The following is a 21541-nucleotide window of genomic DNA, read 5'->3' on the forward strand; positions in this document are numbered from 1 at the left end:
AAGACGCCATTCCGGAAGCGGTTTTGGCAAGTCTGATGTCCCAAGAACACTGCGCTGAGCGGGATTGAACGACCTGTTCGCACTGGGTAGGTTCGATCATACCACGATTTTGTACGTGCAGCGAATGGCGGGAACATCAGCTTTGCATCTCTGCATTTCAGCACGTCTAACCCGCAATCAATGTCAGCAAAGAGCAGGGAGCCGCATTGCTAGAGGGAGGATGAGTTTGCAAACGAGATTTCTTGTTCTTCGATTAATGGTGAAGGAAACCTAAACTCGAACAGAGCCAAAGCAGATTGGGCATATGATTTAGTGAAAAACCAATGATGTCGCAGACGAAATGCTGGCGCACAATCTCTCCGCGCAGTTGGGCCTCATTCAACGTGCATATGAAAAGGGCGATACAGAGAAGATTAACCACGCTTTGCTGACTGTCATTGATTTGCGGCGGATGCTGTCAACAGGAACGCACGCGAGTGGCTCAACGAAAGAGAAGATTGGCAATGCCGTTGCGATCTGGGCTTTGGAACCGACTGATTGGGGCAGGGGACTGATTGGTGGTGTTTCGAGGCGGTCGCTTTGATATCTTTTGGCTCTAGAACATTTCGCTCAGCCTTGCATAGTAAGAGGCCGCATCCGCATTGGTGCAACTTGACGTGCCTGTGGTATCCTCACGACCGACTAGTCATATCTAACGTCCGCAGCATAGAACGATCATGATTGCTCTAGCCAACCCAAGGCATCCTCGCGAAATCTTGAGCGTCGAGTTCATTGACAAAATGAAGCTCACATCCAAAAGCGTCGCTGATTCAGTTTTTCTGGCCGAAGATGACATTGAAAGTATCATTGCAGGAACTATTGACTTTACGGCCGACTTGGCACTCAGACTCTCCGCCTTTTTCGGTACGACGCCAGACTTTTGGACAGCCCTGCAACAGAGCTATGATTTGTCGCTGGTAAGAGGCAACGACCGACTTCAGGCGAAGCTGGGTCGGATTGTTCCGACCATGGCAATCGATATTCAGCGATCGACGCCATACTGAGGGCGGGGTGTACTGGATTGGATGGTGGAAACAGAAAAAGGCGATGACGTCTCCGTTAAAGCCTCAACGTAAAGCTTCTCATTTGGCACCCTGCATGTCCAGATCTTACGATCGGTGGCGCGCTACAGATGTTAGAGGTGTCGACGCTTCATTCTAGGCCGTTTTCAGGCCGCAGATTGCGAGTTAGCCTGCAGATCAATCCAATCCCGAGCACGCCAAAAGTCCGAAATCGCGAAGTCGTTGTTTTTTTAAAGAAGAGAGTCTCATCTAGTCAGCCTCAGTATATAGGGAAACCAACAGCAACAAAGCATACAATGATGTAAGATCTGTAATCAGTATTATGTAAATAATATATCTATCTTAAACCATCAAAATCAATAAGATGGCGACGATACTCAATTTGCGGGTTTCTTCTGCTGGAGCTTATCACCTATGTTCCAGATCATAAACGCCGAACGATCGTGAGAGCCAAAGTGCCAGGATACAAGATCAGCAGACTACAAGTGCACGTGACCGCCGCTGTCGTTCCGAATTCAAATCATAGTGTGATACAGAGATCATGACAGTAAATGGCAAAGGTGGTTTCATCGCACGTGACTGGACACGTCAGCCGCCGGCCCGCACTCCCGCGTATAAAACCAGTTTAACCCGCTCACCGGAACGTGCGAAGATTTCGCTGCAAAGCACTTTAAGCGAAGACACCGGCCCGCGCTTTGGACATGATCTGCTGGGACCGCTCGACAATGATCTGCTGCAGAACTTCGCGACACCGGGAGAAACGGCAATCGGACAGCGCATCATCGTTCATGGTCGTGTGCTGGACGAAACCGGTCGTGCTGTTCCCGGTGCGTTGATTGAAGTCTGGCAGGCCAACGCCGGTGGCCGCTATCGGCATAAGAAAGAAGGATATCTGGCGCCTTTGGACCCAAATTTCGGCGGATGTGGCCGGATGATCACCGATGAGACCGGCGCATACCACTTCCGTACGGTCAAACCCGGACCTTATCCCTGGCCCAATGGTGGCAATGACTGGCGCCCTGCACATATCCATTTTTCCGTTTTTGGTCAAAGCTTTGCACAGCGATTGATCACGCAGATGTACTTTGAAGGAGACCCGCTGATCTGGCGTTGTCCCATCGTGGCGGCGATCCCGGACCGCGCGGCGATTGAGGGGTTGATCGCGCCTCTGGAAATGGAAAACACCATCCCGATGGATGCCCGTGCATATCGTTTTGACATCGTGTTGCGCGGCCGCCGCGCCAGCTATTTCGAAAACAGGCCGGAGGGCATGTGATGACGAAACTGCATGAAAGTGCTTCGCAAACAGCCGGGCCTTATGTTCACATTGGATGCGTTCCGAATTTTTGTGGGATTTCAGATGTTTACGCGCAAGACTTGGGCGCGCAGATGGTAAATGAAAACACCATTGGTGACCGGATAAGCATCACTGGGACAGTCTTTGATGGCACTGGAAATGCTCTTAAGGACGCGATGGTTGAAATCTGGCAGGCAGATGCAAATGGCATCCATGCGGGCGGCGACCCGCGTGGCGATCCGGATCCGAATTTTTCCGGCTGGGGGCGAAAAGCGGGTGATGCTGAAAACGGCATTTGGCGGTTTGACACGATCAAACCCGGACCTGTTGCGCATCGCGACGGGCACATGATGGCCCCGCATATCACGTTCTGGGTGGTGGCGCGCGGCATCAACATCGGCCTTCACACGCGCATGTATTTTCCAGAAGAAGTTGCGGCAAACGCGCAGGACCCCGTGCTGGCGCGGATCGAGCACAGAAACCGCATCTCGACGCTGATTGCGACGCGCGAAAGCGACAGCATATATCAGTTTAATATCCACCTACAAGGCCCTCAAGAAACGGTATTTTTCGATGTCTGACCCATGTATCTTATGCGTTGCCATCACCGGCAGCGTGCCCACCAAAGCGGCCAATCCAGCGGTTCCGATCTCGGTCTCCGAGCAGATCGAGAGCACGCAGGAAGCCTTTGAGGCGGGGGCCGCCATCTGCCATGCGCATGTGCGCAATGATGACCAGACCCCCTCCTCCGATCCGGATAAATTCGCAGCCCTCAAGGAAGGTCTGGAAAAGCATTGCCCAGGCATGATCATCCAGTTTTCCACTGGCGGGCGATCTGGTGCGGGTGCGGCACGGGGTGGCATGCTGCCGTTGCGACCGGACATGGCGTCTTTGTCGGTGGGATCGAACAACTTCCCGACACGCGTTTATGAGAACCCCCCGGACCTTGTCGAATGGCTGTCGGGTGAGATGCGCACCTATGAGGTGACACCGGAAATCGAGGCCTTTGATCTGTCGCACGTTCTGCACGCGATCAAAATGCATGAGGCTGGCAAGCTGCACGGGCGCCTTTATGTGCAATTTGTCATGGGGGTGAAAAACGCGATGCCAGCGGACAAGCAGGTCTTTGATTTCTACGTACAAACGGTGAAATCACGTGCGCCGGATGCGGCCTGGTGCGCGGCTGGGATTGGTCCGGCGCAGATCGAAGTGAACGAATGGGCCATTGCTGCCGGGGGGCACACGCGGGCAGGTCTGGAAGACAACGTGCGGCTGGACCGCGCGACGCTTGCGCCCTCGAATGCTGCGCTGATCAAACGTGCCGCCGAGCTTTGCGAGAAATACGAGCGCCCGGTCGCGACCTGGCGACAGGCGCGCGACATCCTGCGCCTGCGTCCGGTCGCCGCCTGAGGCCGGAGGCCCCTACCCCAAGGCGTATCCAGCGCCGCGCACGGTGCGCAGCGGATCGGAACCGCCATGTTGGGTCAGCGCTTTGCGCAGGCGTCCGATGTGCACGTCGACCGTGCGGGTATCGACGTAGATGTCGCGGCCCCAGACACGGTCGAGCAGTTGCTCGCGCGAGAACACGCGTCCGGGCTTTTCCATGAAGGTCGACAGCAGGCGGAATTCTGTCGGTCCCAGCTTTAATTCGCTCTTACCCCGGTTTACCCGGTGGCTGGTGGAGTCCAGCACGATGTCTTCATATTCCAGCCGCTCACCCGACGCGGCGGGCCGCACACGGCGCAGCTGGCTGCGCACCCGCGCCATCAATTCGATCACCGAATAGGGTTTGATCACATAGTCATCGGCCCCGGTTTCCAGCCCACGCACCCGGTCCACCTCTTCGGAACGCGCCGAGAGCATGATGATCGGGATGCTGCGCGTCTCCGATTTGATCTTGAGCCTGCGACAGACCTCGATGCCCGACAGGTTCGGCATCATCCAGTCCAGAACAATGACGTCCGGGGCGGTTTCGTCGACCAGCATCAAGGCCTCCTCACCGTTTTCGGCGCGGCTGACGGCGAACCCCTCGGCCTCCAGATTATAGGCCAGAACCTCACGTTGTGCAGGCTCATCCTCGACGACCAGAACACGTGGTTGATCGGCAGACATAAAACCTTACCCTTCTGCTACCAGTGATGTTTTGTCGGCTTTCGGGCGGGCATCCTCAGGGTGCTCACCCGTCACCAGATAGACAACCTGCTCGGCGATGGACGTTACGTGATCGCCCATACGCTCCACGTTTTTCGCAATGAAATGCAGGTGCATACAGGCGGTGATGTTGCGCGGGTCTTCCATCATGAAGGTCAGGAATTCACGAAAGAGCGCATTGTACATCTGGTCGACATCACGGTCGTGATTGATCACATCCATCGCCAGTTCCGCATCCCGCTGAATATAGGCGTCCAGCGCGTCCTTGAGCATCTGTTCAACTTCACGCGCCATACGCCGCAGCGCACCGGCGCTGTCGTCAACTGGCGCCATCTGCGACAGGACCCCGGTCCGTTTGGCCATGTTTTTCGCATAATCGCCGATCCGTTCGAGATTGGCGCTGATCTTGATCACCGAAAGCACGAGCCGCAAGTCCCGCGCGGTCGGCGCGCGCAACGCAATAACGCGGGCGGCTTCCTCGTTGATCATTTCCTCCAGCTCATCAATGGCCCGGTCCGCCTTGCGTACCTTTTCGGCGAGCTCTTCGTCGCGGGTTTCCAGAGACAATGCACCGTCCCGGATGGAGGCTTCCACCAAACCGCCCATTTTCATGATCTGCGCCTGGATGGCTTCCAGATCACGGTCGAAAGCAGAAGCAATGTGTTGATCTTGCATGATGTTTATCCAATTCGACCAGTAATGTAACTCTCGGTACGGGGGTCTTCGGGGTTGGTGAAGATGGTGCCTGTCTCGCCATATTCGACAAGGTTGCCGAGATGGAAGAAAGCGGTTTTCTGGCTGACCCGCGCGGCCTGCTGCATGGAGTGCGTGACGATAACCACCGAATAGCTCTGCCGCAACTCGTCGATCAGCTCTTCGACCTGGGCGGTGGCAATGGGGTCAAGCGCCGAACAGGGCTCGTCCATCAGCAGCACTTCGGGTTCGGTGGCCACGGCGCGCGCGATGCACAGACGTTGCTGTTGCCCGCCCGACAGGCCCGTGCCCGCGGCGGTCAACCGATCCTTTACCTCGTCCCAGATCGCCGCCCGCCGCAGCGCGCTTTCAACGATGTCATCGAGATCCGATTTGCTTTGGGCAAGCCCGTGGATGCGCGGGCCATACGCCACATTGTCATAGATCGATTTCGGGAACGGGTTCGGTTTCTGGAACACCATGCCGACCTTGGCGCGCAACTGCACCGGATCGACCTTTTTGTCATAGATGTCTTCCGCGTCGATGCGGATATCGCCCTCGACACGGCAGACATCGATTGTGTCGTTCATCCGATTGAGACAGCGCAAAAATGTGGACTTGCCACAGCCCGAAGGACCAATGAACGCGGTCACGGTCTTGTCCTGAATGTCGACATCCACGTCTTTGATCGCATGATTATCACCGTAATAGACTTGGACGCCCCGCGCCGCGATCTTGATCGTGTTCGTGTCCACGTCTCTCTCCAGTATTCTCATGTCGTTCATTTCAAAGTCCCCCTTTTACCACCGGCGCTCAAAGCGGCGGCGCAGGATCACAGCGATGGTGTTCATTGTGATCAGGAAAATCAGCAGGATGATAATGCCACCCCAGGCGCGTTCGTAATAGGCCGGGTCCGCGCGTTTTGCCCATTCATAGATTTGCGCGGGCATGGCGGAGTTCGGATCCAGCAGGCCGCTGGCAATACTGTCGGGGGCGTTTGAGGCGATAAAGCCAACCATACCGATCAAAAGCAGCGGCGCGGTTTCCCCCAGCGCTTGCGCCAGCCCGATGATCGTCCCGGTCAGGATGCCGGGGGCTGCGAGCGGCAGGACATGGTGAAAGACCGACTGCATTTTCGACGCCCCTACCCCCAATGCCGCATCGCGGATCGATGGTGGCACCGCCTTGAGCGAGGCGCGGGTCGAGATGATGATCGTTGGCAGCGTCATCAGCGTCAGCACCATGCCGCCCACCAGCGGTGCCGATTGGGGCAGATGCATGAACTGGATGAACACCGAGAGGCCAAGGATACCAAAAACGATGGACGGTACCGCCGCAAGGTTGGCGATGTTCACCTCGATCAGGTCGGTGATCCGGTTCTTGGGCGCGAATTCCTCAAGGTAGATCGATGCCGCCACACCGATCGGCAGAGCCAGAACCAGCACCACCAGCATCATGAAGAACGACCCGATCATCGACACCCCGATGCCCGCCGCCTCAGCCCGGCTTTCGGAGGCATCTGCGCCGGTGATGAAATCCATGTTGAAGGTCTTTTTGACCACACCCAGCGGGATAAGCGCGTCGACAAGGTCCAGATGCTCTGCATCGATGTTCTTGTCGCGGGCCACATCCTCACGTTTGACGCGGTCTTTGAGATATCCATCCACGCGGCTGGAGGCGAGAATGCGGAAGTCGACCGTCTCGCCGATCAGGTCCGGGTTATCCAGCACCACATCGCGTACCTGCGCGGCGGCCGATGCGGAAATCATCGCCTTCATGTCACCCCGCTTTTCAAGTGGCGTTTCAATGCCATTGTCCTGCACCTGCTTGAGCAGGGCATCCTGGATCAGGGGCGTGTAGCCGAAGGTCGATACCTTCCTGATGTCTGCTGGATCGCGATTGCCGTTCTTATCAAGCTTCGCGGGGTCGAGGTAGACCGAGACGTTGAGGAAGGTTTGCTGGAACGCCCCCGTCCCGCTGCCCACGATGGATACCAGCAGCACGATCAGAAAGAAGATCCCGGTGGCGATGCCTGCGATCCCATACATGCGGAACCGGGCTTCGGCGGCCTTGCGTTTTTGGGTGCGTGCGTCTGGCGCAGTCAGGGACACGCGTTGGCGCGGCGCTGACGGGGCGGGCATGCTTGCTTCGGTCATTCGTACTGCTCCCGGTACTTGCGTACAATATAAAGGGCAAAGACGTTCAACCCGAGGGTCAGAACAAAGAGGGTGATGCCAAGGGCAAAGGCGACCAGCGCTTCGGGCGAGGCAAAATCGCTGTCACCGGTCAGCTGTGAAACGATTTTGGCGGTCACGGTGGTCATCGCCTCAAAGGGGTTGAGCGACAGCCGTGCAGCGGCCCCTGCCCCCAGGACAACAATCATCGTCTCACCAATCGCGCGGCTGGCGGCCAAGAGGATCGCGCCAACGATGCCGGGCAATGCCGCTGGCAGAACCACCTGCCGGATGGTTTCAGACCGGGTCGCGCCCAGCCCGTAGGATCCGTCGCGCAGGGATTGTGGCACCGCATTGATGATGTCATCCGACAGCGAGCTGACAAAGGGGATCAACATAATGCCCATCGCGATGCCTGCCGTCATGACAGAACGGCCCCCGCCCATCCATCCGACACCATCATCGCCGAAGACGCTCATCAGCAGCGGCCCGATGGTGAGCAAAGCGAAGAGACCGTAAACGATGGTCGGGATCCCGGCGAGGATTTCAAGCATCGGCTTGGCGATGCCGCGCACTCTTGGTGAGGCATATTCCGACAGATAGATCGCAGAATAGAGACCGATTGGCACGGCCACGATCAACGCCACGATGGAGATGTAGATCGTACCCCAGAGCAGTGGCAGGATACCCAGGCTCGACGCGCCGCCGCGCCCGGAGAAACTCGGCGCCCATTCTAGAAGGGTGAAAAAATCAATTGCCGGATAGAGCCGGAAGAATTCGACCGTGTTGAAGATCAACGACAGGATGATCCCGACGGTGGTCAGAATAGCGACCGAGGCGGCGGCGATCAGGATGGCGAGAATGCCCTGCTCCACCACGTTGCGCGCGCGGAAGTCGCGCCCGCTTTGCATCACGCCCCAGCCCGTTCCCAGCAAAGCCACAATCAGCACGGCGATGGTCATGAGCATGTTTGAACTGGCGCTCATCTCCCGGTACGCCTGCGCCGCCCGCAGAACCGGCTGGGTGATGCGATTGGTCACCACCTGGCCTGCGTCTTTCAGGCGCTGTGTTATGTCTGTAAAATCCGCGCGTGCGTTGCTGGCGGTCTCTTCATCCAGCACGCCTGCGGCAACGGCGTTGTTCAGACCGTCAGCAGTGCGGCGCACTTCCGACATCAGCAGGCCAATGTTCGAACCTTCCGGGACCTCGGAGGCGGGGATCATTTCAGCGATGCGGTTTTCGATCACGAGGGGCTGCACCAGCAGCCAAATCAGCATCAATCCAATCGCGGGAACCACCGACTTCATAAAGGCATTAGAGCCGTAGTAAATCGGCAGCGAATGCAACATCCGACTGTTGCCATCCGCACTCGCCAGAGCGCGCTGGCGACCCAGGATAAAACCGGCCGCAGACAGGGCAAGCACGACGATGGTAAGCCAAAGTAAAGGCATGTGTCCCCCAAAAACTCTCAGTGTGACGGCCCGGCGCCACTGAAGCGTGATGAGCGGCGATATCCGCCGCTCATCGCAATTTTATGTTCCCATCGAGGGGTCGGATCAGCTGCCGCCGCCCATAACCTGCTCGCCGGAAACACCTTCTTGTGTGCTTGTCAGCTCAGGATCGGACACCAGACCGTAGGCTGCCAGCGGGCCGTCGGGGCCCGCGATTTCGTCGGAGACGAAGAACTCAGCATATTCTTTCAGGCCGGGGATGACGCCGATATGTGCTTTCTTGATGTAGAAGAACAAGGGGCGCGAAACCGGATAGTCACCGGCGGCGATTGTTTCGGTTGTTGGTTCAACACCCGACATGGTGGCCACTTTGAGCTTGTCGGTGTTGTTTTCGTAGAACGCCAAACCAAAGACGCCGATGGCGTTGGAGTTGGCGTCGATGGACGCGAGTGTTTCGGTGTAGTCACCGTCGATGTCCACGGACCGGCCATCGGTACGCACTTCGAGGCAGGCGTCTTCCGCGTCATCCTCGCTCATGCCTCCGGCAACCATGGCTTCCATTGCGCCGGTTGTTTCGCAGCCTGCCGCAATCACTTTCTCTTCGAAAACTTCGCGTGTGCCGTGCTTGGTGCCCGGGATGAATGCGAGGATTTCCGCGTCTGGCAGATCGGCGTTGAAGTCGGACCATTTTGTGTATGGGTTGTCGACCAGCGCGCCGTCGACCATCACTTTTGGCGCCAGAGCGTTGAAGATGTCGGACTGGGTGAAGGCCGTGTAGGCCGGACCGTCGATCTGGCTGGCAAAGACGATGCCGTCATAGCCGATGCGGACTTCGATGATGTCCGTCACCCCGTTTTCGGCGCAGGCCTTGATCTCTTTTTCGCGGATGGCGCGGGAGGCGTTTGCGATGTCTGTGTGCTCCGTGCCGACGCCCTGGCAGAAGCGCTTGAGGCCAGCCGAGGACCCACCGGATTCAACGACGGGTGTGGGGAATTCAAAGTTTTCGCCAAAAGCTTCTGCTACGATGGACGCATATGGCAGCACGGTTGAAGAACCGGCAACTTGCACCTGATCACGCGCGGCAGCGGTGGTTGCGGAAACGGCCGCAATGGCCAGCGCGGACGTGGTGAGTTTTACGAACGACATGAGATCTCCTGTCATTAACATTTCGAATCTGATCACCCCCTTGGCGATCTTGAGAGCCGTGATACGGACCCGACACAATGCTTTTGTGACAGTTATGTAACGGTTTTATGACAGAAGATTATTGCGGCAAGTGTATCTATTAGTATATTGTTTTCATTATATATTATTTGGAGCATGCCCGTCAGCTGGAATCTTGCAAGCGGTCGGATGTGATGCCTTGGTGAGTCGTTTACGTCGACTGTGACGAAACAGGTAACGGCAAAACAACCGTGAATTGTGCACCATCGCCCAGTTCACTCTCCACCCGAAGCCGTCCGCGATGCCGGTTGATGATGTGTTTGACAATCGCCAGTCCAAGACCGGTGCCGCCCATGGCACGGCTGCGGTGGCTGTCCGCACGGTAAAACCGTTCCGTCAAGCGCGGTAGGTGGATCGCGTCGATCCCCGGCCCGTAGTCGATCACATGGACTCGAACGCCGGGCGCCCGCAGTGCCGGGTCGCGGTCCATCAGTTCAATCCGCACAGTGACACGTTTGCCCGAAGCGCCGTATTTGATCGCGTTCTCGATCAGGTTGGTGAAGACCTGCATCAGCTGATCCGGGTCGCCGATCAGCTCGACCGGCACATCACCATCCGCGAACTCCAGCGTGACATGCGCCTCATCCGCTAATTGTTTCAAGGTGCGCAGCACGGAGGACAGGATATCCGGCAGGTTGACCACGTCACGCGGGCGCACCCGCTCATCCCCCTCCACCCGGCTGAGCGAGAGCAGATCGCCGACCAGACGGTTCATGCGCCCGGCCTCCCCCTCCATAATGTCAAGAAACCGGTCGCGCGCCGCCGCGTCATCCTTTGCCGGACCCCGCAGAGTCTCGATAAACCCCATCAGCGCGGTCAGCGGTGTGCGCAATTCATGGCTGACGTTGGCCACAAAATCGCGGCGCATCTGGCCTGCCTGTTCCAGGTGGGTCACATCCTGAAAACACAGCAGAACGACGTTGAATTCCTCAACCACCCGCGCCGTGACCTGATAATTCGTGTCCTGCACCCCGTCGTTGAACAGGTATTGCGACACCCGTGGGCGGTTGTCGCGCAGGATCGCCGCAATCGTGTCCAGCAAGGCGGGTTGGCGCAGCATCGTCACGTAGTTTCGCCCGTCGATCCCCTGACCAACCAGCGTGCGCGCATCCGCGTTGGAGGCCACGATGCGCTCACCCCCATCAATGGCGAGCGCAGGCAGTGGCACAGCGGCCAGAAGCTGGGACAGGGTCTGGCTCATCTGATGGCTCCCCTCAGCTGTTGTGCGCGTCCGCGATGGCCTGCGTGAAAATCGTGCAGAGCGCCTCCGCGTCCTCAAGTCCGACGGAGACCCGGAAAAACCCCTCCGACATGCCCAGCTCGGCGCGTTTTTCGGCGGTCAGGGCACGGTGTGAAGAGGATGCGGGGTGCGAAATCGTCGTTCCGACATCGCCCAAGGTAGGGGCAAAACTCAACCCCGCTGCGGCCCGTGTGAAAGCATTGGCCGTTGATCTGTCACCTTCCAGCTCAAAGCTGACCATATTGCAGAATTGCCCGCCCAACAGCGCCGCGGCCCGATCATGATCGGGGTGATCGGAGCGGCCAGGGTAGATCACCTGCGTCACGCCGGGCAATGTTGCGAGATGATCCGCCAGATGGGTTGCCGTTGCCTGCGCCCGGTCAAAGCGCAGATCAAAGGACAGCATACCGCGCTCCGCCAGCCAGCAGTCAAAGGGGCTTGGGTTCATGCCCGCAGTGACGGTGAATATGCGCAGGCGGTCATTGAGGGCTTGATCCCGCGCCGCCACATAGCCCAGCATCACGTCAGAATGGCCCGCCAGCAGTTTGGTGACCGAATGGATCACGATATCCGCGCCGTGCTCAAAAGGCCGAAAGGCGCGCGGCGTCGTGAAAGTATTGTCCACCACCAGCAGAATATCCTTTTCCTGCGCCAGTGCGGCCAACCCGGCAATGTCCGCGACACGCAGCGTGGGGTTGGATACCGCTTCGATCAGGATCATGCGCGTTTCGGGCCGCAGGGCCGCCCGCATCGCGTCAATGTCACCGGGATCGGCCATCGATGTGGCAATCCCGAGGCGCGGCAAATCATCGGTCATCATGCGCAATGATCTGCCGTAAAGCTGACTGCCACCCAGCACATGATCGCCCGACTTTGTCAGGCCCAGCAGCACCGCCGACACCGCCGCCATGCCGGAGGAGGTCACGACACCGGGGTGCGGGGCCTGCTCCATCCGATCCAGCCGTTTGGCGACGACATCCGCATTCGGGTGCCCTTCGCGCGCGTAGGTATAGCCGTGCAGCGCGCCTTCATACTGCTGATCCAGCATATCCGGTGTGTCCGAGGCATAGACGACAGAGGGGCTGAGCGGGGTCACAACCGGCCTGCTCGCGCTTTCAGGCAGCGCATCGGGGCGCATCAATGACCCGGTTTCGTTTTTCATATCAGTCCTTTACGGCGTGCAGTTCATCTCGAAATCGGTGCATGTTGTGCTGGTAATGCAGCGCGCTTTGCGTGATCCCCTGGATCGCCGCAGCATCAAGCTCCCGCACAACCTTGCCAGGGACACCCATCACCAGGCTGCCATCGGGGATTTCCTTGTTCTCCGTGATCAATGCGCCCGCCCCGATTAGGCAATTCTCACCGATTTTCGCACCGTTAAGCACCGTGGCCCCCATACCGATCAGGCTGTTGTTGCCGATGGTGCAGCCATGCAGCATGACCTTGTGCCCGATCGTGCAATTCTGACCGACGGTCAGCGGATACCCTGCATCGATATGAAAGACACAGTTTTCCTGCACGTTGGACCCCTTGCCGACGCGGATCTCTTCATGATCCGCGCGGATGGTGGTGCCGAACCAGACCGACGCGCCTTCTTCCAGCACGACCATGCCAATCAGATTGGCATCCGGGGCCACCCATGTGTCGGCGTGCAGGTGTGGGGTCTTGTCCCCCAGCGCATAGATCGTCATGACAAATCCTCGAATTCGGTTTGCAGCCCGCGCACATGGTCCAGCAGACCGGGCTGCTGAGTGGCGCGCAAACGCTCTGCGGTGATAATTGTTTTCAACTGATCCTCTGTGGCGTCAAGATCATCATTGACCAGCACGTAATCATATCCATCCCAGTGGCTGATCTCATCCCAGCTCTTGCTCATCCGGCGCGCGATGGTTTCGGCATCGTCCTGGCCGCGCGAGACCAGCCGTCGCCGCAGTTCGGTGATCGACGGCGGCAGGATAAAGATCGACAACACGTGTTGATGCAGCGCTGATTTGCCGATCTGCTGCGCGCCCTGCCAGTCGATGTCGAACAGCACGTCGCGGCCGGCTTCAATCGCCTCGACCACGGGGGGTTTAGGGGACCCGTAATAGTTGCCAAAGACACGGGCGTGCTCCAGCATCTCATCTTCCCGGACCCATTGTTTGAATTGCGCCTCTTCAACGAAATGGTAGTCTTGGCCGGGGGTTTCTTCATCGCGTGGATGTCGCGTTGTGGCGGAAATCGAAAACCGGATCGACGGGTCCCAAACCCGCAGCCGCTTTGCCAGCGTCGATTTACCGGCCCCGGAGGGTGAGCTCAGGATGATCAAAAGGCCACGGCGCGTTGCAGTCATGTCTTACTCCACATTCTGCACCTGTTCGCGCATCTGATCGATCACAGCCTTGAGCGCAAGGCCACAGCGGGTGAGTTCGGTGCTCTGCGCTTTCGAGCAGAGTGTATTGGCCTCCCGGTTGAACTCCTGCATCAGGAAATCCAGCTTACGCCCGACCGGACCGCCCTGCCCGATCAGCACGCGTGCCGCATCGACATGGGCGCCCAGCCGGTCGATCTCCTCGGTAACATCGGATTTCACGGCGATCAGGGCCAACTCCTGTGCCACCCGGTCGGGATCCGCGCCATCAACGTTGTCCATCACCTTTGCAAGGTTGCGTTTGAGCGTATCGGTCATGGCATCGCTACGTGCTTGGGCCAGGGTTGCGGCCTCCTGCGTCAATGCCGCAACCTCATTCAATTGCTCCTGAAGCACGCCCTGCAATGCGGTTCCTTCGGCGTCCCGCATGGCGTTGAACGCCTGGATCAACGTCTCCGCCTCCGCCAACAGCGCTTTGGCCAGCGGTGCGGCATCATCGTCCACCAGGCTTTGTTCCAGCACGCCGCGCAGGGCGACGACCTCTGACGAGGTTGATGGGCCCAGCGAGATACCGGCCTCCATCGCCCGCGCCTCGATCACCGCCATCGCCTCCAGAACGGCGGTCAGCTGTGCCTCATTGATCTGCAAGGCACCCGCGTGTTCCTCTCGCGCCAGCCGCAGCGACAGGGTGACATTGCCGCGGTCGACAGACGCGCCCAGCATTTTGCGCAGCCCGGCCTCCAGCCCGTCGATCCAATCGGGCACGCGCAACCTCAGATCCAACCCCTTGCCGTTGACCGCGCGCAGCTCCCACGCCCAGGAATGTGGCGGCAAACTGCCCGTTGCTGAGGCAAAACCGGTCATGGATCGGATCATGGAGGCATCCTTTGGCCCTGTGGTTCCTGACGAGCCTTATGGCGAATTGGCGGGACAGGGCAACCCCTAGGCGGGGCTTTGCCGGGTCTGCGATCAGTGGTCATCAGTTAACCAAATCTAAAGATATCCCACCGTTTGTAGAAAATTGTTGGTATTAAAACTTCAGTAACCAGTTTGGTACTGTCATAAAACAGTGACTTCAGTACCTTCGTATTAGATAACACCTGCACCAAGTGCAGTATTAGTGAAGGGGGCGGCAATGGACAACGGCGGTCAAAACACGCACAATGTATTTTCGATGAACCAGAACGCGTCACATAGCGGCTTTGCGCCATTGGCCCAATTGGAGGCCTATTGGGAAGCATTGCGTGGTGGTCGTTTGATGCCCAACCGCTCGGAGATTGACCCGCGCGGGATTGAGCAGGCGCTGGAATATTCTTTCATCGTCGAGAGAATCGCACCCGGTATTGCGCGTCTGCGCATTGCAGGCAGCCATCTGAGCGATCTGATGGGGATGGAAGTGCGTGGCATGCCCCTGACGTCCTTCATCACCCCGGGATCGCGCCGCCAGCTGAGCGACATTCTCGAAGAGGTTTTCGAGACACCCGCCACCTGCACCCTGCAACTGCATTCTGAACAGACCGCCGGGATGCCGCCGCTTGAAGCGCGCATGGTCCTGATGCCGCTGAAAAGCGATCTTGGCGATGTCAGCCGCATCCTGGGCGCCTTGGTGTCTGTCGGCGAAAGCGGTCGCAGCCCGCGCCGCTTTGATGTCACACGCACCTCCCTGCGTCCGATTGTGACGGATGGGTCCAGCGTCGACCTTCCAAGAAAGGCGCCGGTCGCCAAGCCAAAGACCCCACGCACCGCGCCTGGGTTCAATGAACCGAGAGCGCAGTTCAAAAGCGATATCCCGCGTCAGAGCGCGCCTTACCTGCGTCTCGTAAAATCTGACGATTGAGCAGAATTTAAGTACCAAATTCCTTTGATCAGGAAGGCCGCTCGCACAGAATGTGCGGGCGGTTTTGGTTTGGGCTGCCCACAAAAAAAGCCCGCCATCCAATTGGAGGGCGGGCCAATTTACGCAGCTATATCCCGGATCAGACGGCGGCCTGATCCCGATGCGCTGCCCGACGGTTGGACAATTCATCCGCCACAAGGAACGCCAGTTCCAGCGATTGGCTGGCATTCAGGCGCGGATCACAGGCGGTATGGTAGCGATCTGACAGGTCTTCATCGCTGACGGCGCGGACACCTCCGGTGCACTCGGTCACGTCTTGCCCGGTCATCTCGAAATGCACACCCCCCGGCACGGTGCCTTCTGCTGTGTGCACACCGAAAAATTCACGCACTTCGCGCAGCACGGAGTCGAAGGGACGCGTTTTATATCCGGTGGAGGATTTGATGGTATTGCCATGCATCGCATCGCAGACCCAAGTCACATTGGCACCTTCCTCGCGCACGGTCTTGATCAGCCGCGGCAGGTGTTCACCCACTGATCCCGCACCAAAGCGCGCGATCAGGGTCAACCGCCCCTCTTCGTTTTCGGGGTTCAGCTTGGCCATCAGCACCTTGAGGTCATCAGACGTCATCGACGGCCCGGCCTTCAGACCGATGGGGTTCTGTACACCGCTGGCAAACTCCACATGTGCTCCGTCCGGCTGGCGTGTCCGGTCACCGATCCAGATCATGTGACCCGAGCCCGCCAGCCATTTGCCGGTGGTGCTGTCGACGCGGGTCAATGCCTCTTCATATTCCAAGAGCAGCGACTCGTGGCTGGTGTAGAACTCCACCGACTGCAGCGTATGTGCCGTTTCTGGCGTGACCCCGGCAGCAGACATGAAATCCAGCGTGTCGGAGATCCGGTTGGCGATCTCGCGGTAGCGTTCGACCTTTTCGTGTTCGGTAAAGCCGAGCGTCCAGGCGTGCACCTGATGGATGTCCGCATAGCCCCCGGTGGAGAAGGCGCGAATGAGGTTCAGCGTCGCGGCCGCTTGCGTGTAGGCGCGCAACATCTTTTCCGGGTCCGGAATGCGGGCTTTGGCCGTGAAATCGAGCTCGTTGATGATATCACCCCGGTAGCTGGGCAGTTCCACACCATCGACGGTTTCAGTCGGTGCTGAACGCGGCTTGGCAAACTGGCCCGCCATGCGGCCCACCTTGATGACCGGCACCTTGGCGCCGTAGGTCAGCACGGTGGCCATCTGCAGCATCACCTTGAAGGTGTCGCGGATCGCATCCGAGCTGAATTGATCAAAGCTTTCGGCGCAATCGCCGCCCTGCAGCAAAAACGCATCGCCGCGCCCTGCCGCTGCAAGGTGCGTTCTCAAACGGCGCGCTTCACCGGCAAACACCAGCAATGGAAACCGGGCAAGCTGTGCCTCAACCGCTTCCAGCGCGGCCTGATCCGGATAATCCGGCATCTGGATCCGCGGTTTGGCGCGCCAGCTTGATTTCGTCCATTCTGTCATCTTTTCCACTCCGGGTTGAGCCCGCATTCCTGCGAGCGCTCACATCTCAGCGCTCTCTATACAAAAGCCTTGCACGAGTGACCATATCACAAATTCGTCCCCTTGACGTGGCATTCGGGCCATGACCAAGTGAGCGATGCGACTGGATATATCCAGATTCGAGTCTGACACAAGAAAACCAAGAGACGGCAATGTCCCAGCAACGTCCCGCCACGCGGAATGATCCGCCCGAAGACAAGCCAAAACGTTTCGTATTTGTCTTGCTGGATGACTTTACCCTGCTCTGCTTTGCCGCCGCCGTGGAGAGTCTGCGCATTGCCAACCGCATGGCCAACAAGAAGCTCTATGAGTGGCATATCGTCGGCGAAGGCGGCGATATCATCTATTGCTCTGCGGGCAGCGGGTTCAAGCTGGACGGCGATCTGGATGACCTGAACCGCGACGACACGGTGATGATCTGCGGCGGCATCGATGTGCAGGCGGCAACGACCAAACGGGTGCTGGGCTGGTTGCGCCGCGAGGCACGCAAGGGGCTGTTGATCGGTGGGTTGTGTACCGCAGCCTATACACTGGCCAAGGCCGGGTTGCTGGAAGGCAAACGCGCCACGATCCATTGGGAAAATCAGGATAGTTTCTCGGAGGAATTCCAGGAGGTGGATCTCACGAAATCCGTCTTTGTCGTGGACGGCAATCGGATGACCACGGCGGGCGGTACATCCTCGATTGACCTGATGCTGAAGCTGATTGCCGACCACCAGGGCGAAGAGCTTGCCAATATGGTGGCCGATCAGTTGATCTATGCCTCGATCCGCACCGATCAGGACACCCAGCGGCTTTCCGTGCCGACGCGCATCGGCGTGCGGCATCCCAAGCTCAGCAAGGTCATCCAGATGATGGAAGGCAACATTGAGGAACCGATCAGCCCGTCTATTCTGGCCAAGAATGTGGGCATGAGCACGCGGCAGCTGGAACGCCTCTTTCGCCGGTATCTCAACCGCTCACCAAAGCGGTACTATATGGAGCTGCGCCTGCAAAAAGCGCGCAACCTGCTGATGCAGACCGATATGAGCGTGATCAACGTCGCACTGGCCTGTGGGTTCGCATCTCCCAGCCATTTCTCCAAATGCTACCGCTCGCACTATGACACCACGCCCTATCGCGAGCGCGGCAGCCATGCGACACGCCTGTCGGTCTAGGCGTCTGGCCGAGCAATGCGGTAAACCGCGCCGTTTCCTGCGGAGATAAACCAGATGCTGCCGTCTGGGGCCTCGACCAGATCGCGCACACGTTCGGTGGCATCCGCCTCGATCTGCTGCACTTCGCGCGCCGTCTCCCCTTGAAGCGCCAGTCGGGAGATGTAGTCAAACTTCAGCGAGCCGACGAACATATCGCCCTGCCATTCGGGAAACATATCGCCCTGATAGACAATCAACCCGGAGGGGGCGATCGAGGGATCCCAATAATGCGCGGGCTGTTCCATGCCCGGCTTCGACGTGCCCTCGCCGATCTTGAGGCCCGAGTAATGCCGCCCGTAAGAGATCACCGGCCAGCCGAAATTGGCGCCCCTCTTGATCCTGTTCACCTCATCGCCGCCGCGGGCACCGTGCTCCGCGGTCCAGAGCGTGCCCTGTGCATCCAGTCCCGCCCCCTGCGGGTTGCGATGCCCGTAAGACCAAATTTCCGGGCGCACGTCCGATTGCCCGACAAAAGGATTGTCACTCGGTACGGAACCGTCACGATTGACGCGCACGATGGAGCCATTGTGGCGGCTGCGATCCTGTGCCGAGGGCCGGTCCCCGCGATCCCCGATGGTGACAAAGAGCGTTCCATCGGGTGCCTCAACCACACGGCTGCCGAAATGCTGTCCCGCTGACGTGCCTGTCGACATCTGGAAAATGTCGCGCAGGTTTTCCAACCGGCTGCCATCCTGCGATAGCTGCGCCACCGCCAATGCGGTGCCGGCACCGCCCTCCATCGGTTTGGAATAGGTCAGGAATACATCACGCGTCTGGGCAAAGTCACGCGCCAGCGTAATGTCGAGCAGGCCGCCCTGCCCCCGGGCCACAACGCGCGGCGCGCCTGCAATCTCGCGGGTGGCGCTGCCGTTCCAATGAATGACCCTGCCGTCGATTTCGGTGATCAGCGCCCCGCCATCGGGCAACAGCGCCAACCCCCAAGGCGTATCAAGCCCGGTGATGACGGGGCTGATTTCAGCACGCGATTGATCCTGTGCCAGCGCGGCACCGCCCAGACCCAGAAAGGCCATCAGGGAAAAGCATTTCCAAAGGGTCATCGGCGATATCTCCTCATGCACATTGTCTTGCCAAAACTTAGGGTTGCAGACCCTGATCTCAAGGTCCGCTCCGCACAATGTGAGGGGGTGGAAAAGCGCTTTTCTTTTGAGCAAACCACGCCTAATCTGCGCAGCGAACGACACGTTCCAATATGGGAGAAAACAATGAAAAAACTGCTTTTGGCCTCAACGGCCGCAGCGCTTGTGGCGACATCTGCACTGGCAGGTGGCCACGCGAAAGAAGTCAAACTCGGCATTCTGATCGGCTTCACCGGCCCCATTGAATCGCTGACCGGCCCGATGGCGGCAGGTGCGGAACTGGCGATGACCGAAGTCACCGAAAGCGGCAAGCTGCTGGACGCGGCGAAGGTCACACCAATGCGTGCGGACACCGGCTGTATCGACAATGGTCTCAGCACATCCAACGGTGAGAAACTGATCGCCGATGGCGCAAACGGCATCATCGGCGGCGACTGTTCCGGTGTCACCGGTGCGATCCTGCAGAACGTCGCGATCCCGAACGGCATGGTGATGATCTCACCTTCCGCGACCTCCCCCGGCCTGTCTACGGTCGAGGACAATGATCTGTTCTTCCGCACCGCCCCTTCGGATGCGCGTGAAGGTCAGGTGATGGCGGAAATCCTGCAGGAACGCGGCGTGAAATCCATTGCCCTGACCTACACCAACAACGACTACGGCAAGGGTCTTGCCGACGCGATCGAGAGCAACTTCAAAGCCGTTGGCGGCGAAGTGACCATTGTGGCCGCGCATGAAGACGGCAAAGCCGACTATTCCGCTGAGATGGGCGCGCTGGCCTCCGCCGGGGGCGATCTGCTGGTCGTTGCGGGCTATCTGGATCAGGGGGGTCTGGGCATCATCAATGCAGCGCTGGATACCGGCGCCTTTGAAACCTTTGGTCTGCCCGGTGGCATGATCGGCGACAGCCTGCCCGCCAATGTTGGTGATGCGCTGAACGGCTCTTATGGCCAGATTGCCGGTTCCGGTGGTGAAGGCATCGAAAAGCTGACCGCCATGGCGGGTGATGCGTTTGATGCAACCTCGCCCTACACGCCCGAAAGCTATGATGCCGCGGCGCTCTTCATGCTGGCGATGCAAGCCGCAGATAGCACGGACCCGGCCGATTATGGCAAGCACATTCTCGACGTGGCCAACGCGCCGGGCGAGAAAATCTACCCGGGTGAGTTGGGCAAGGCGCTCGACATCATCCGCGAAGGTGGCGATGTGGATTATGTGGGCGCCTCCGCGGTCGAGCTGATCGGGCCCGGCGAATCCGCAGGGACCTACCGCATGATCGAAGTGCAGGACGGCAAGAACACGACCATCGGGTTCAAATAACCTGCGCTGAGAGACATTGAACAGCCCGGAGCCTCGCGCTTCGGGCTGTTCCTACATAAAAGGCACCGCGATAGAGTGCTGACGGGGGAAACATATGATCGTCGTTGACGACATTCACAAACACTTCGGTGGCTTTCACGCCGTTGACGGGGCCACGCTGGAGATTGAGCAAGGCTCCATCACCGGTTTGATCGGCCCAAACGGTGCCGGAAAAACCACGCTTTTCAATGTGATCGCGGGCGTTCTTCAACCGACCTCCGGCACTGTTACGATGGCCGGAGAAGACATTACCGGGCTGCCACCGCACACGCTTTTCCACAAAGGGTTGCTGCGCACCTTCCAGATTGCTCATGAATTTTCCTCCATGACCTGCCGCGAGAACTTGATGATGGTACCCGGCGCGCAATCGGGGGAGACGCTTTGGAACACATGGTTCGGGCGCAAGCGCATCGCCGATGAAGAACGCGCGCTCAGAGCCAAGGCCGATGAGGTGCTGGAATTCCTGACCGTGGAGCACTTGGCCGATCACAAGGCGGGGCAGATCTCTGGTGGGCAGAAAAAGCTGCTGGAACTTGGGCGCACAATGATGGTGGATGCCAAGATCGTCTTTCTCGACGAAGTTGGCGCGGGCGTGAACCGCACCCTGCTCAACACCATTGGCGACGCGATCATCCGGCTCAACCAGGAACGTGGTTATACATTCGTGGTGATCGAGCACGACATGGATTTCATCGGGCGCCTGTGCGACCCGGTGATCTGTATGGCCGAGGGCAAAGTGCTGGCGCAGGGCACGCTGGATGAGATCAAGGCCAATGAACAGGTGATCGAGGCCTACCTTGGCACCGGCCTGAAGAACAAAGACAAGGTGGGCGCATGAGCATTCGCCCGACGTGCTCGCCGCTGC

Annotated in this window: 22 protein-coding genes; 9 read left to right on the plus strand and 13 right to left on the minus strand. The window is 58.7% G+C overall.

Annotated features, from left to right (window positions below; all coding sequences use genetic code 11):
- Positions 1-340 precede the first annotated feature (340 nt).
- The 5 genes from Q1A20_RS17990 (at position 341) to Q1A20_RS18010 (ending at position 3768) form a co-directional block, all read left to right on the plus strand.
- Positions 341-583, plus strand: a complete 243-nt coding sequence (locus Q1A20_RS17990; protein WP_299409124.1) for a hypothetical protein — start codon at positions 341-343, stop codon at positions 581-583.
- Between the two features lie 133 nt (positions 584-716).
- Positions 717-1043, plus strand: a complete 327-nt coding sequence (locus Q1A20_RS17995) for a HigA family addiction module antitoxin (protein WP_299409127.1) — start codon at positions 717-719, stop codon at positions 1041-1043.
- Positions 1044-1602: 559 nt separating this feature from the next.
- Positions 1603-2337: a protocatechuate 3,4-dioxygenase subunit beta gene (gene pcaH, locus Q1A20_RS18000; protein ID WP_299409130.1), complete on the plus strand. Its 735-nt coding sequence runs from the start codon at positions 1603-1605 to the stop codon at positions 2335-2337.
- A complete protein-coding gene (gene pcaG, locus Q1A20_RS18005; RefSeq protein ID WP_299409132.1) occupies positions 2337-2939 on the plus strand; it encodes a protocatechuate 3,4-dioxygenase subunit alpha in 603 nt (200 codons plus the stop codon). The genes pcaH and pcaG overlap by 1 nt, the downstream gene beginning before the upstream one ends.
- On the plus strand, positions 2932-3768 hold the full coding sequence (locus tag Q1A20_RS18010) for a 3-keto-5-aminohexanoate cleavage protein (protein WP_299409134.1): 837 nt from the start codon (positions 2932-2934) through the stop codon (positions 3766-3768). The genes pcaG and Q1A20_RS18010 overlap by 8 nt, the downstream gene beginning before the upstream one ends.
- 12 nt (positions 3769-3780) lie before the next feature.
- Here the strand turns inward: Q1A20_RS18010 and phoB are convergent, their stop codons facing one another.
- The 11 genes from phoB to Q1A20_RS18065 form a co-directional block, all read right to left on the minus strand.
- A complete protein-coding gene (phoB, locus tag Q1A20_RS18015) occupies positions 3781-4470 on the minus strand; it encodes a phosphate regulon transcriptional regulator PhoB (protein WP_298975473.1) in 690 nt (229 codons plus the stop codon).
- A 6-nt stretch (positions 4471-4476) separates the two neighbouring features.
- Complete coding sequence (gene phoU / locus Q1A20_RS18020) at positions 4477-5184, minus strand: phosphate signaling complex protein PhoU (protein WP_298975474.1); 708 nt, start codon at positions 5182-5184, stop codon at positions 4477-4479.
- Between the two features lie 5 nt (positions 5185-5189).
- Positions 5190-5987, minus strand: a complete 798-nt coding sequence (gene pstB, locus Q1A20_RS18025) for a phosphate ABC transporter ATP-binding protein PstB (protein WP_299409138.1) — start codon at positions 5985-5987, stop codon at positions 5190-5192.
- A 15-nt stretch (positions 5988-6002) separates the two neighbouring features.
- Positions 6003-7358 carry a phosphate ABC transporter permease PstA gene (gene pstA / locus Q1A20_RS18030; RefSeq protein ID WP_299409141.1) on the minus strand — a complete coding sequence of 452 codons (1356 nt, stop codon included), beginning with the start codon at positions 7356-7358 and terminating at the stop codon, positions 6003-6005.
- Positions 7355-8827 carry a phosphate ABC transporter permease subunit PstC gene (pstC, locus tag Q1A20_RS18035; protein WP_299409144.1) on the minus strand — a complete coding sequence of 491 codons (1473 nt, stop codon included), beginning with the start codon at positions 8825-8827 and terminating at the stop codon, positions 7355-7357. Before pstC ends, pstA begins: the two co-directional genes overlap by 4 nt.
- A 105-nt stretch (positions 8828-8932) precedes the next feature.
- Positions 8933-9973, minus strand: a complete 1041-nt coding sequence (locus Q1A20_RS18040; RefSeq protein WP_299409146.1) for a substrate-binding domain-containing protein — start codon at positions 9971-9973, stop codon at positions 8933-8935.
- A 229-nt stretch (positions 9974-10202) separates the two neighbouring features.
- Positions 10203-11252 (minus strand): ATP-binding protein, encoded by a 1050-nt coding sequence (locus tag Q1A20_RS18045; RefSeq protein WP_298975480.1) that lies wholly within the window; start codon positions 11250-11252, stop codon positions 10203-10205.
- 13 nt (positions 11253-11265) lie between these two features.
- On the minus strand, positions 11266-12453 hold the full coding sequence (locus Q1A20_RS18050) for an aminotransferase class I/II-fold pyridoxal phosphate-dependent enzyme (RefSeq protein ID WP_299409149.1): 1188 nt from the start codon (positions 12451-12453) through the stop codon (positions 11266-11268).
- 1 nt (position 12454) lies between these two features.
- A complete protein-coding gene (locus Q1A20_RS18055) occupies positions 12455-12982 on the minus strand; it encodes a gamma carbonic anhydrase family protein (RefSeq protein ID WP_299917970.1) in 528 nt (175 codons plus the stop codon).
- Complete coding sequence (gene gmk / locus Q1A20_RS18060) at positions 12979-13623, minus strand: guanylate kinase (RefSeq protein ID WP_299409155.1); 645 nt, start codon at positions 13621-13623, stop codon at positions 12979-12981. Before gmk ends, Q1A20_RS18055 begins: the two co-directional genes overlap by 4 nt.
- A 3-nt stretch (positions 13624-13626) precedes the next feature.
- Entirely contained in the window at positions 13627-14517 is an 891-nt protein-coding gene (locus Q1A20_RS18065) for a YicC/YloC family endoribonuclease (protein ID WP_299409157.1), read from the minus strand.
- 259 nt (positions 14518-14776) lie between these two features.
- Between Q1A20_RS18065 and Q1A20_RS18070 the strand changes: the two genes are divergently transcribed.
- Complete coding sequence (locus Q1A20_RS18070; protein WP_299409159.1) at positions 14777-15478, plus strand: PAS domain-containing protein; 702 nt, start codon at positions 14777-14779, stop codon at positions 15476-15478.
- Positions 15479-15617: 139 nt separating this feature from the next.
- Here Q1A20_RS18070 and Q1A20_RS18075 read toward each other — a convergent pair whose 3' ends face one another.
- A complete protein-coding gene (locus tag Q1A20_RS18075; protein WP_299409162.1) occupies positions 15618-16988 on the minus strand; it encodes a class II 3-deoxy-7-phosphoheptulonate synthase in 1371 nt (456 codons plus the stop codon).
- A 191-nt stretch (positions 16989-17179) separates the two neighbouring features.
- Between Q1A20_RS18075 and Q1A20_RS18080 the strand changes: the two genes are divergently transcribed.
- On the plus strand, positions 17180-18184 hold the full coding sequence (locus tag Q1A20_RS18080; RefSeq protein WP_298975492.1) for a GlxA family transcriptional regulator: 1005 nt from the start codon (positions 17180-17182) through the stop codon (positions 18182-18184).
- On the opposite strand, the gene Q1A20_RS18085 is transcribed toward Q1A20_RS18080, so the two are convergent.
- Positions 18181-19254: a PQQ-dependent sugar dehydrogenase gene (locus Q1A20_RS18085; RefSeq protein ID WP_299409596.1), complete on the minus strand. Its 1074-nt coding sequence runs from the start codon at positions 19252-19254 to the stop codon at positions 18181-18183. The two genes, Q1A20_RS18080 and Q1A20_RS18085, sit on opposite strands and share 4 nt — an antisense overlap.
- 192 nt (positions 19255-19446) lie before the next feature.
- On the opposite strand from Q1A20_RS18085, the gene Q1A20_RS18090 reads away from it, so the two are divergent.
- Complete coding sequence (locus tag Q1A20_RS18090) at positions 19447-20637, plus strand: ABC transporter substrate-binding protein (RefSeq protein ID WP_298975494.1); 1191 nt, start codon at positions 19447-19449, stop codon at positions 20635-20637.
- Between the two features lie 94 nt (positions 20638-20731).
- Positions 20732-21514, plus strand: a complete 783-nt coding sequence (locus Q1A20_RS18095; RefSeq protein ID WP_299409166.1) for an ABC transporter ATP-binding protein — start codon at positions 20732-20734, stop codon at positions 21512-21514.
- Positions 21515-21541: the final 27 nt, after the last annotated feature.

The organism is uncultured Roseobacter sp. (genome assembly GCF_947501835.1).
GTDB lineage: Bacteria > Pseudomonadota > Alphaproteobacteria > Rhodobacterales > Rhodobacteraceae > Roseobacter.

What these genes read in the sequence shown, in the direction of transcription:
- Q1A20_RS17990 (WP_299409124.1), top strand. Translation starts at nt 341, where the DNA reads ATGCTGGCGCACAATCTCTCCGCGCAGTTGGGCCTCATTCAACGTGCA.
- Q1A20_RS17995 (WP_299409127.1), top strand. Translation starts at nt 717, where the DNA reads ATGATTGCTCTAGCCAACCCAAGGCATCCTCGCGAAATCTTGAGCGTC.
- pcaH (WP_299409130.1), top strand. Translation starts at nt 1,603, where the DNA reads ATGACAGTAAATGGCAAAGGTGGTTTCATCGCACGTGACTGGACACGT.
- pcaG (WP_299409132.1), top strand. Translation starts at nt 2,337, where the DNA reads ATGACGAAACTGCATGAAAGTGCTTCGCAAACAGCCGGGCCTTATGTT.
- Q1A20_RS18010 (WP_299409134.1), top strand. Translation starts at nt 2,932, where the DNA reads ATGTCTGACCCATGTATCTTATGCGTTGCCATCACCGGCAGCGTGCCC.
- phoB (WP_298975473.1), bottom strand. Translation starts at nt 4,470, where the DNA reads ATGTCTGCCGATCAACCACGTGTTCTGGTCGTCGAGGATGAGCCTGCA.
- phoU (WP_298975474.1), bottom strand. Translation starts at nt 5,184, where the DNA reads ATGCAAGATCAACACATTGCTTCTGCTTTCGACCGTGATCTGGAAGCC.
- pstB (WP_299409138.1), bottom strand. Translation starts at nt 5,987, where the DNA reads ATGAACGACATGAGAATACTGGAGAGAGACGTGGACACGAACACGATC.
- pstA (WP_299409141.1), bottom strand. Translation starts at nt 7,358, where the DNA reads ATGACCGAAGCAAGCATGCCCGCCCCGTCAGCGCCGCGCCAACGCGTG.
- pstC (WP_299409144.1), bottom strand. Translation starts at nt 8,827, where the DNA reads ATGCCTTTACTTTGGCTTACCATCGTCGTGCTTGCCCTGTCTGCGGCC.
- Q1A20_RS18040 (WP_299409146.1), bottom strand. Translation starts at nt 9,973, where the DNA reads ATGTCGTTCGTAAAACTCACCACGTCCGCGCTGGCCATTGCGGCCGTT.
- Q1A20_RS18045 (WP_298975480.1), bottom strand. Translation starts at nt 11,252, where the DNA reads ATGAGCCAGACCCTGTCCCAGCTTCTGGCCGCTGTGCCACTGCCTGCG.
- Q1A20_RS18050 (WP_299409149.1), bottom strand. Translation starts at nt 12,453, where the DNA reads ATGAAAAACGAAACCGGGTCATTGATGCGCCCCGATGCGCTGCCTGAA.
- Q1A20_RS18055 (WP_299917970.1), bottom strand. Translation starts at nt 12,982, where the DNA reads ATGACGATCTATGCGCTGGGGGACAAGACCCCACACCTGCACGCCGAC.
- gmk (WP_299409155.1), bottom strand. Translation starts at nt 13,623, where the DNA reads ATGACTGCAACGCGCCGTGGCCTTTTGATCATCCTGAGCTCACCCTCC.
- Q1A20_RS18065 (WP_299409157.1), bottom strand. Translation starts at nt 14,517, where the DNA reads ATGATCCGATCCATGACCGGTTTTGCCTCAGCAACGGGCAGTTTGCCG.
- Q1A20_RS18070 (WP_299409159.1), top strand. Translation starts at nt 14,777, where the DNA reads ATGGACAACGGCGGTCAAAACACGCACAATGTATTTTCGATGAACCAG.
- Q1A20_RS18075 (WP_299409162.1), bottom strand. Translation starts at nt 16,988, where the DNA reads ATGACAGAATGGACGAAATCAAGCTGGCGCGCCAAACCGCGGATCCAG.
- Q1A20_RS18080 (WP_298975492.1), top strand. Translation starts at nt 17,180, where the DNA reads ATGTCCCAGCAACGTCCCGCCACGCGGAATGATCCGCCCGAAGACAAG.
- Q1A20_RS18085 (WP_299409596.1), bottom strand. Translation starts at nt 19,254, where the DNA reads ATGGCCTTTCTGGGTCTGGGCGGTGCCGCGCTGGCACAGGATCAATCG.
- Q1A20_RS18090 (WP_298975494.1), top strand. Translation starts at nt 19,447, where the DNA reads ATGAAAAAACTGCTTTTGGCCTCAACGGCCGCAGCGCTTGTGGCGACA.
- Q1A20_RS18095 (WP_299409166.1), top strand. Translation starts at nt 20,732, where the DNA reads ATGATCGTCGTTGACGACATTCACAAACACTTCGGTGGCTTTCACGCC.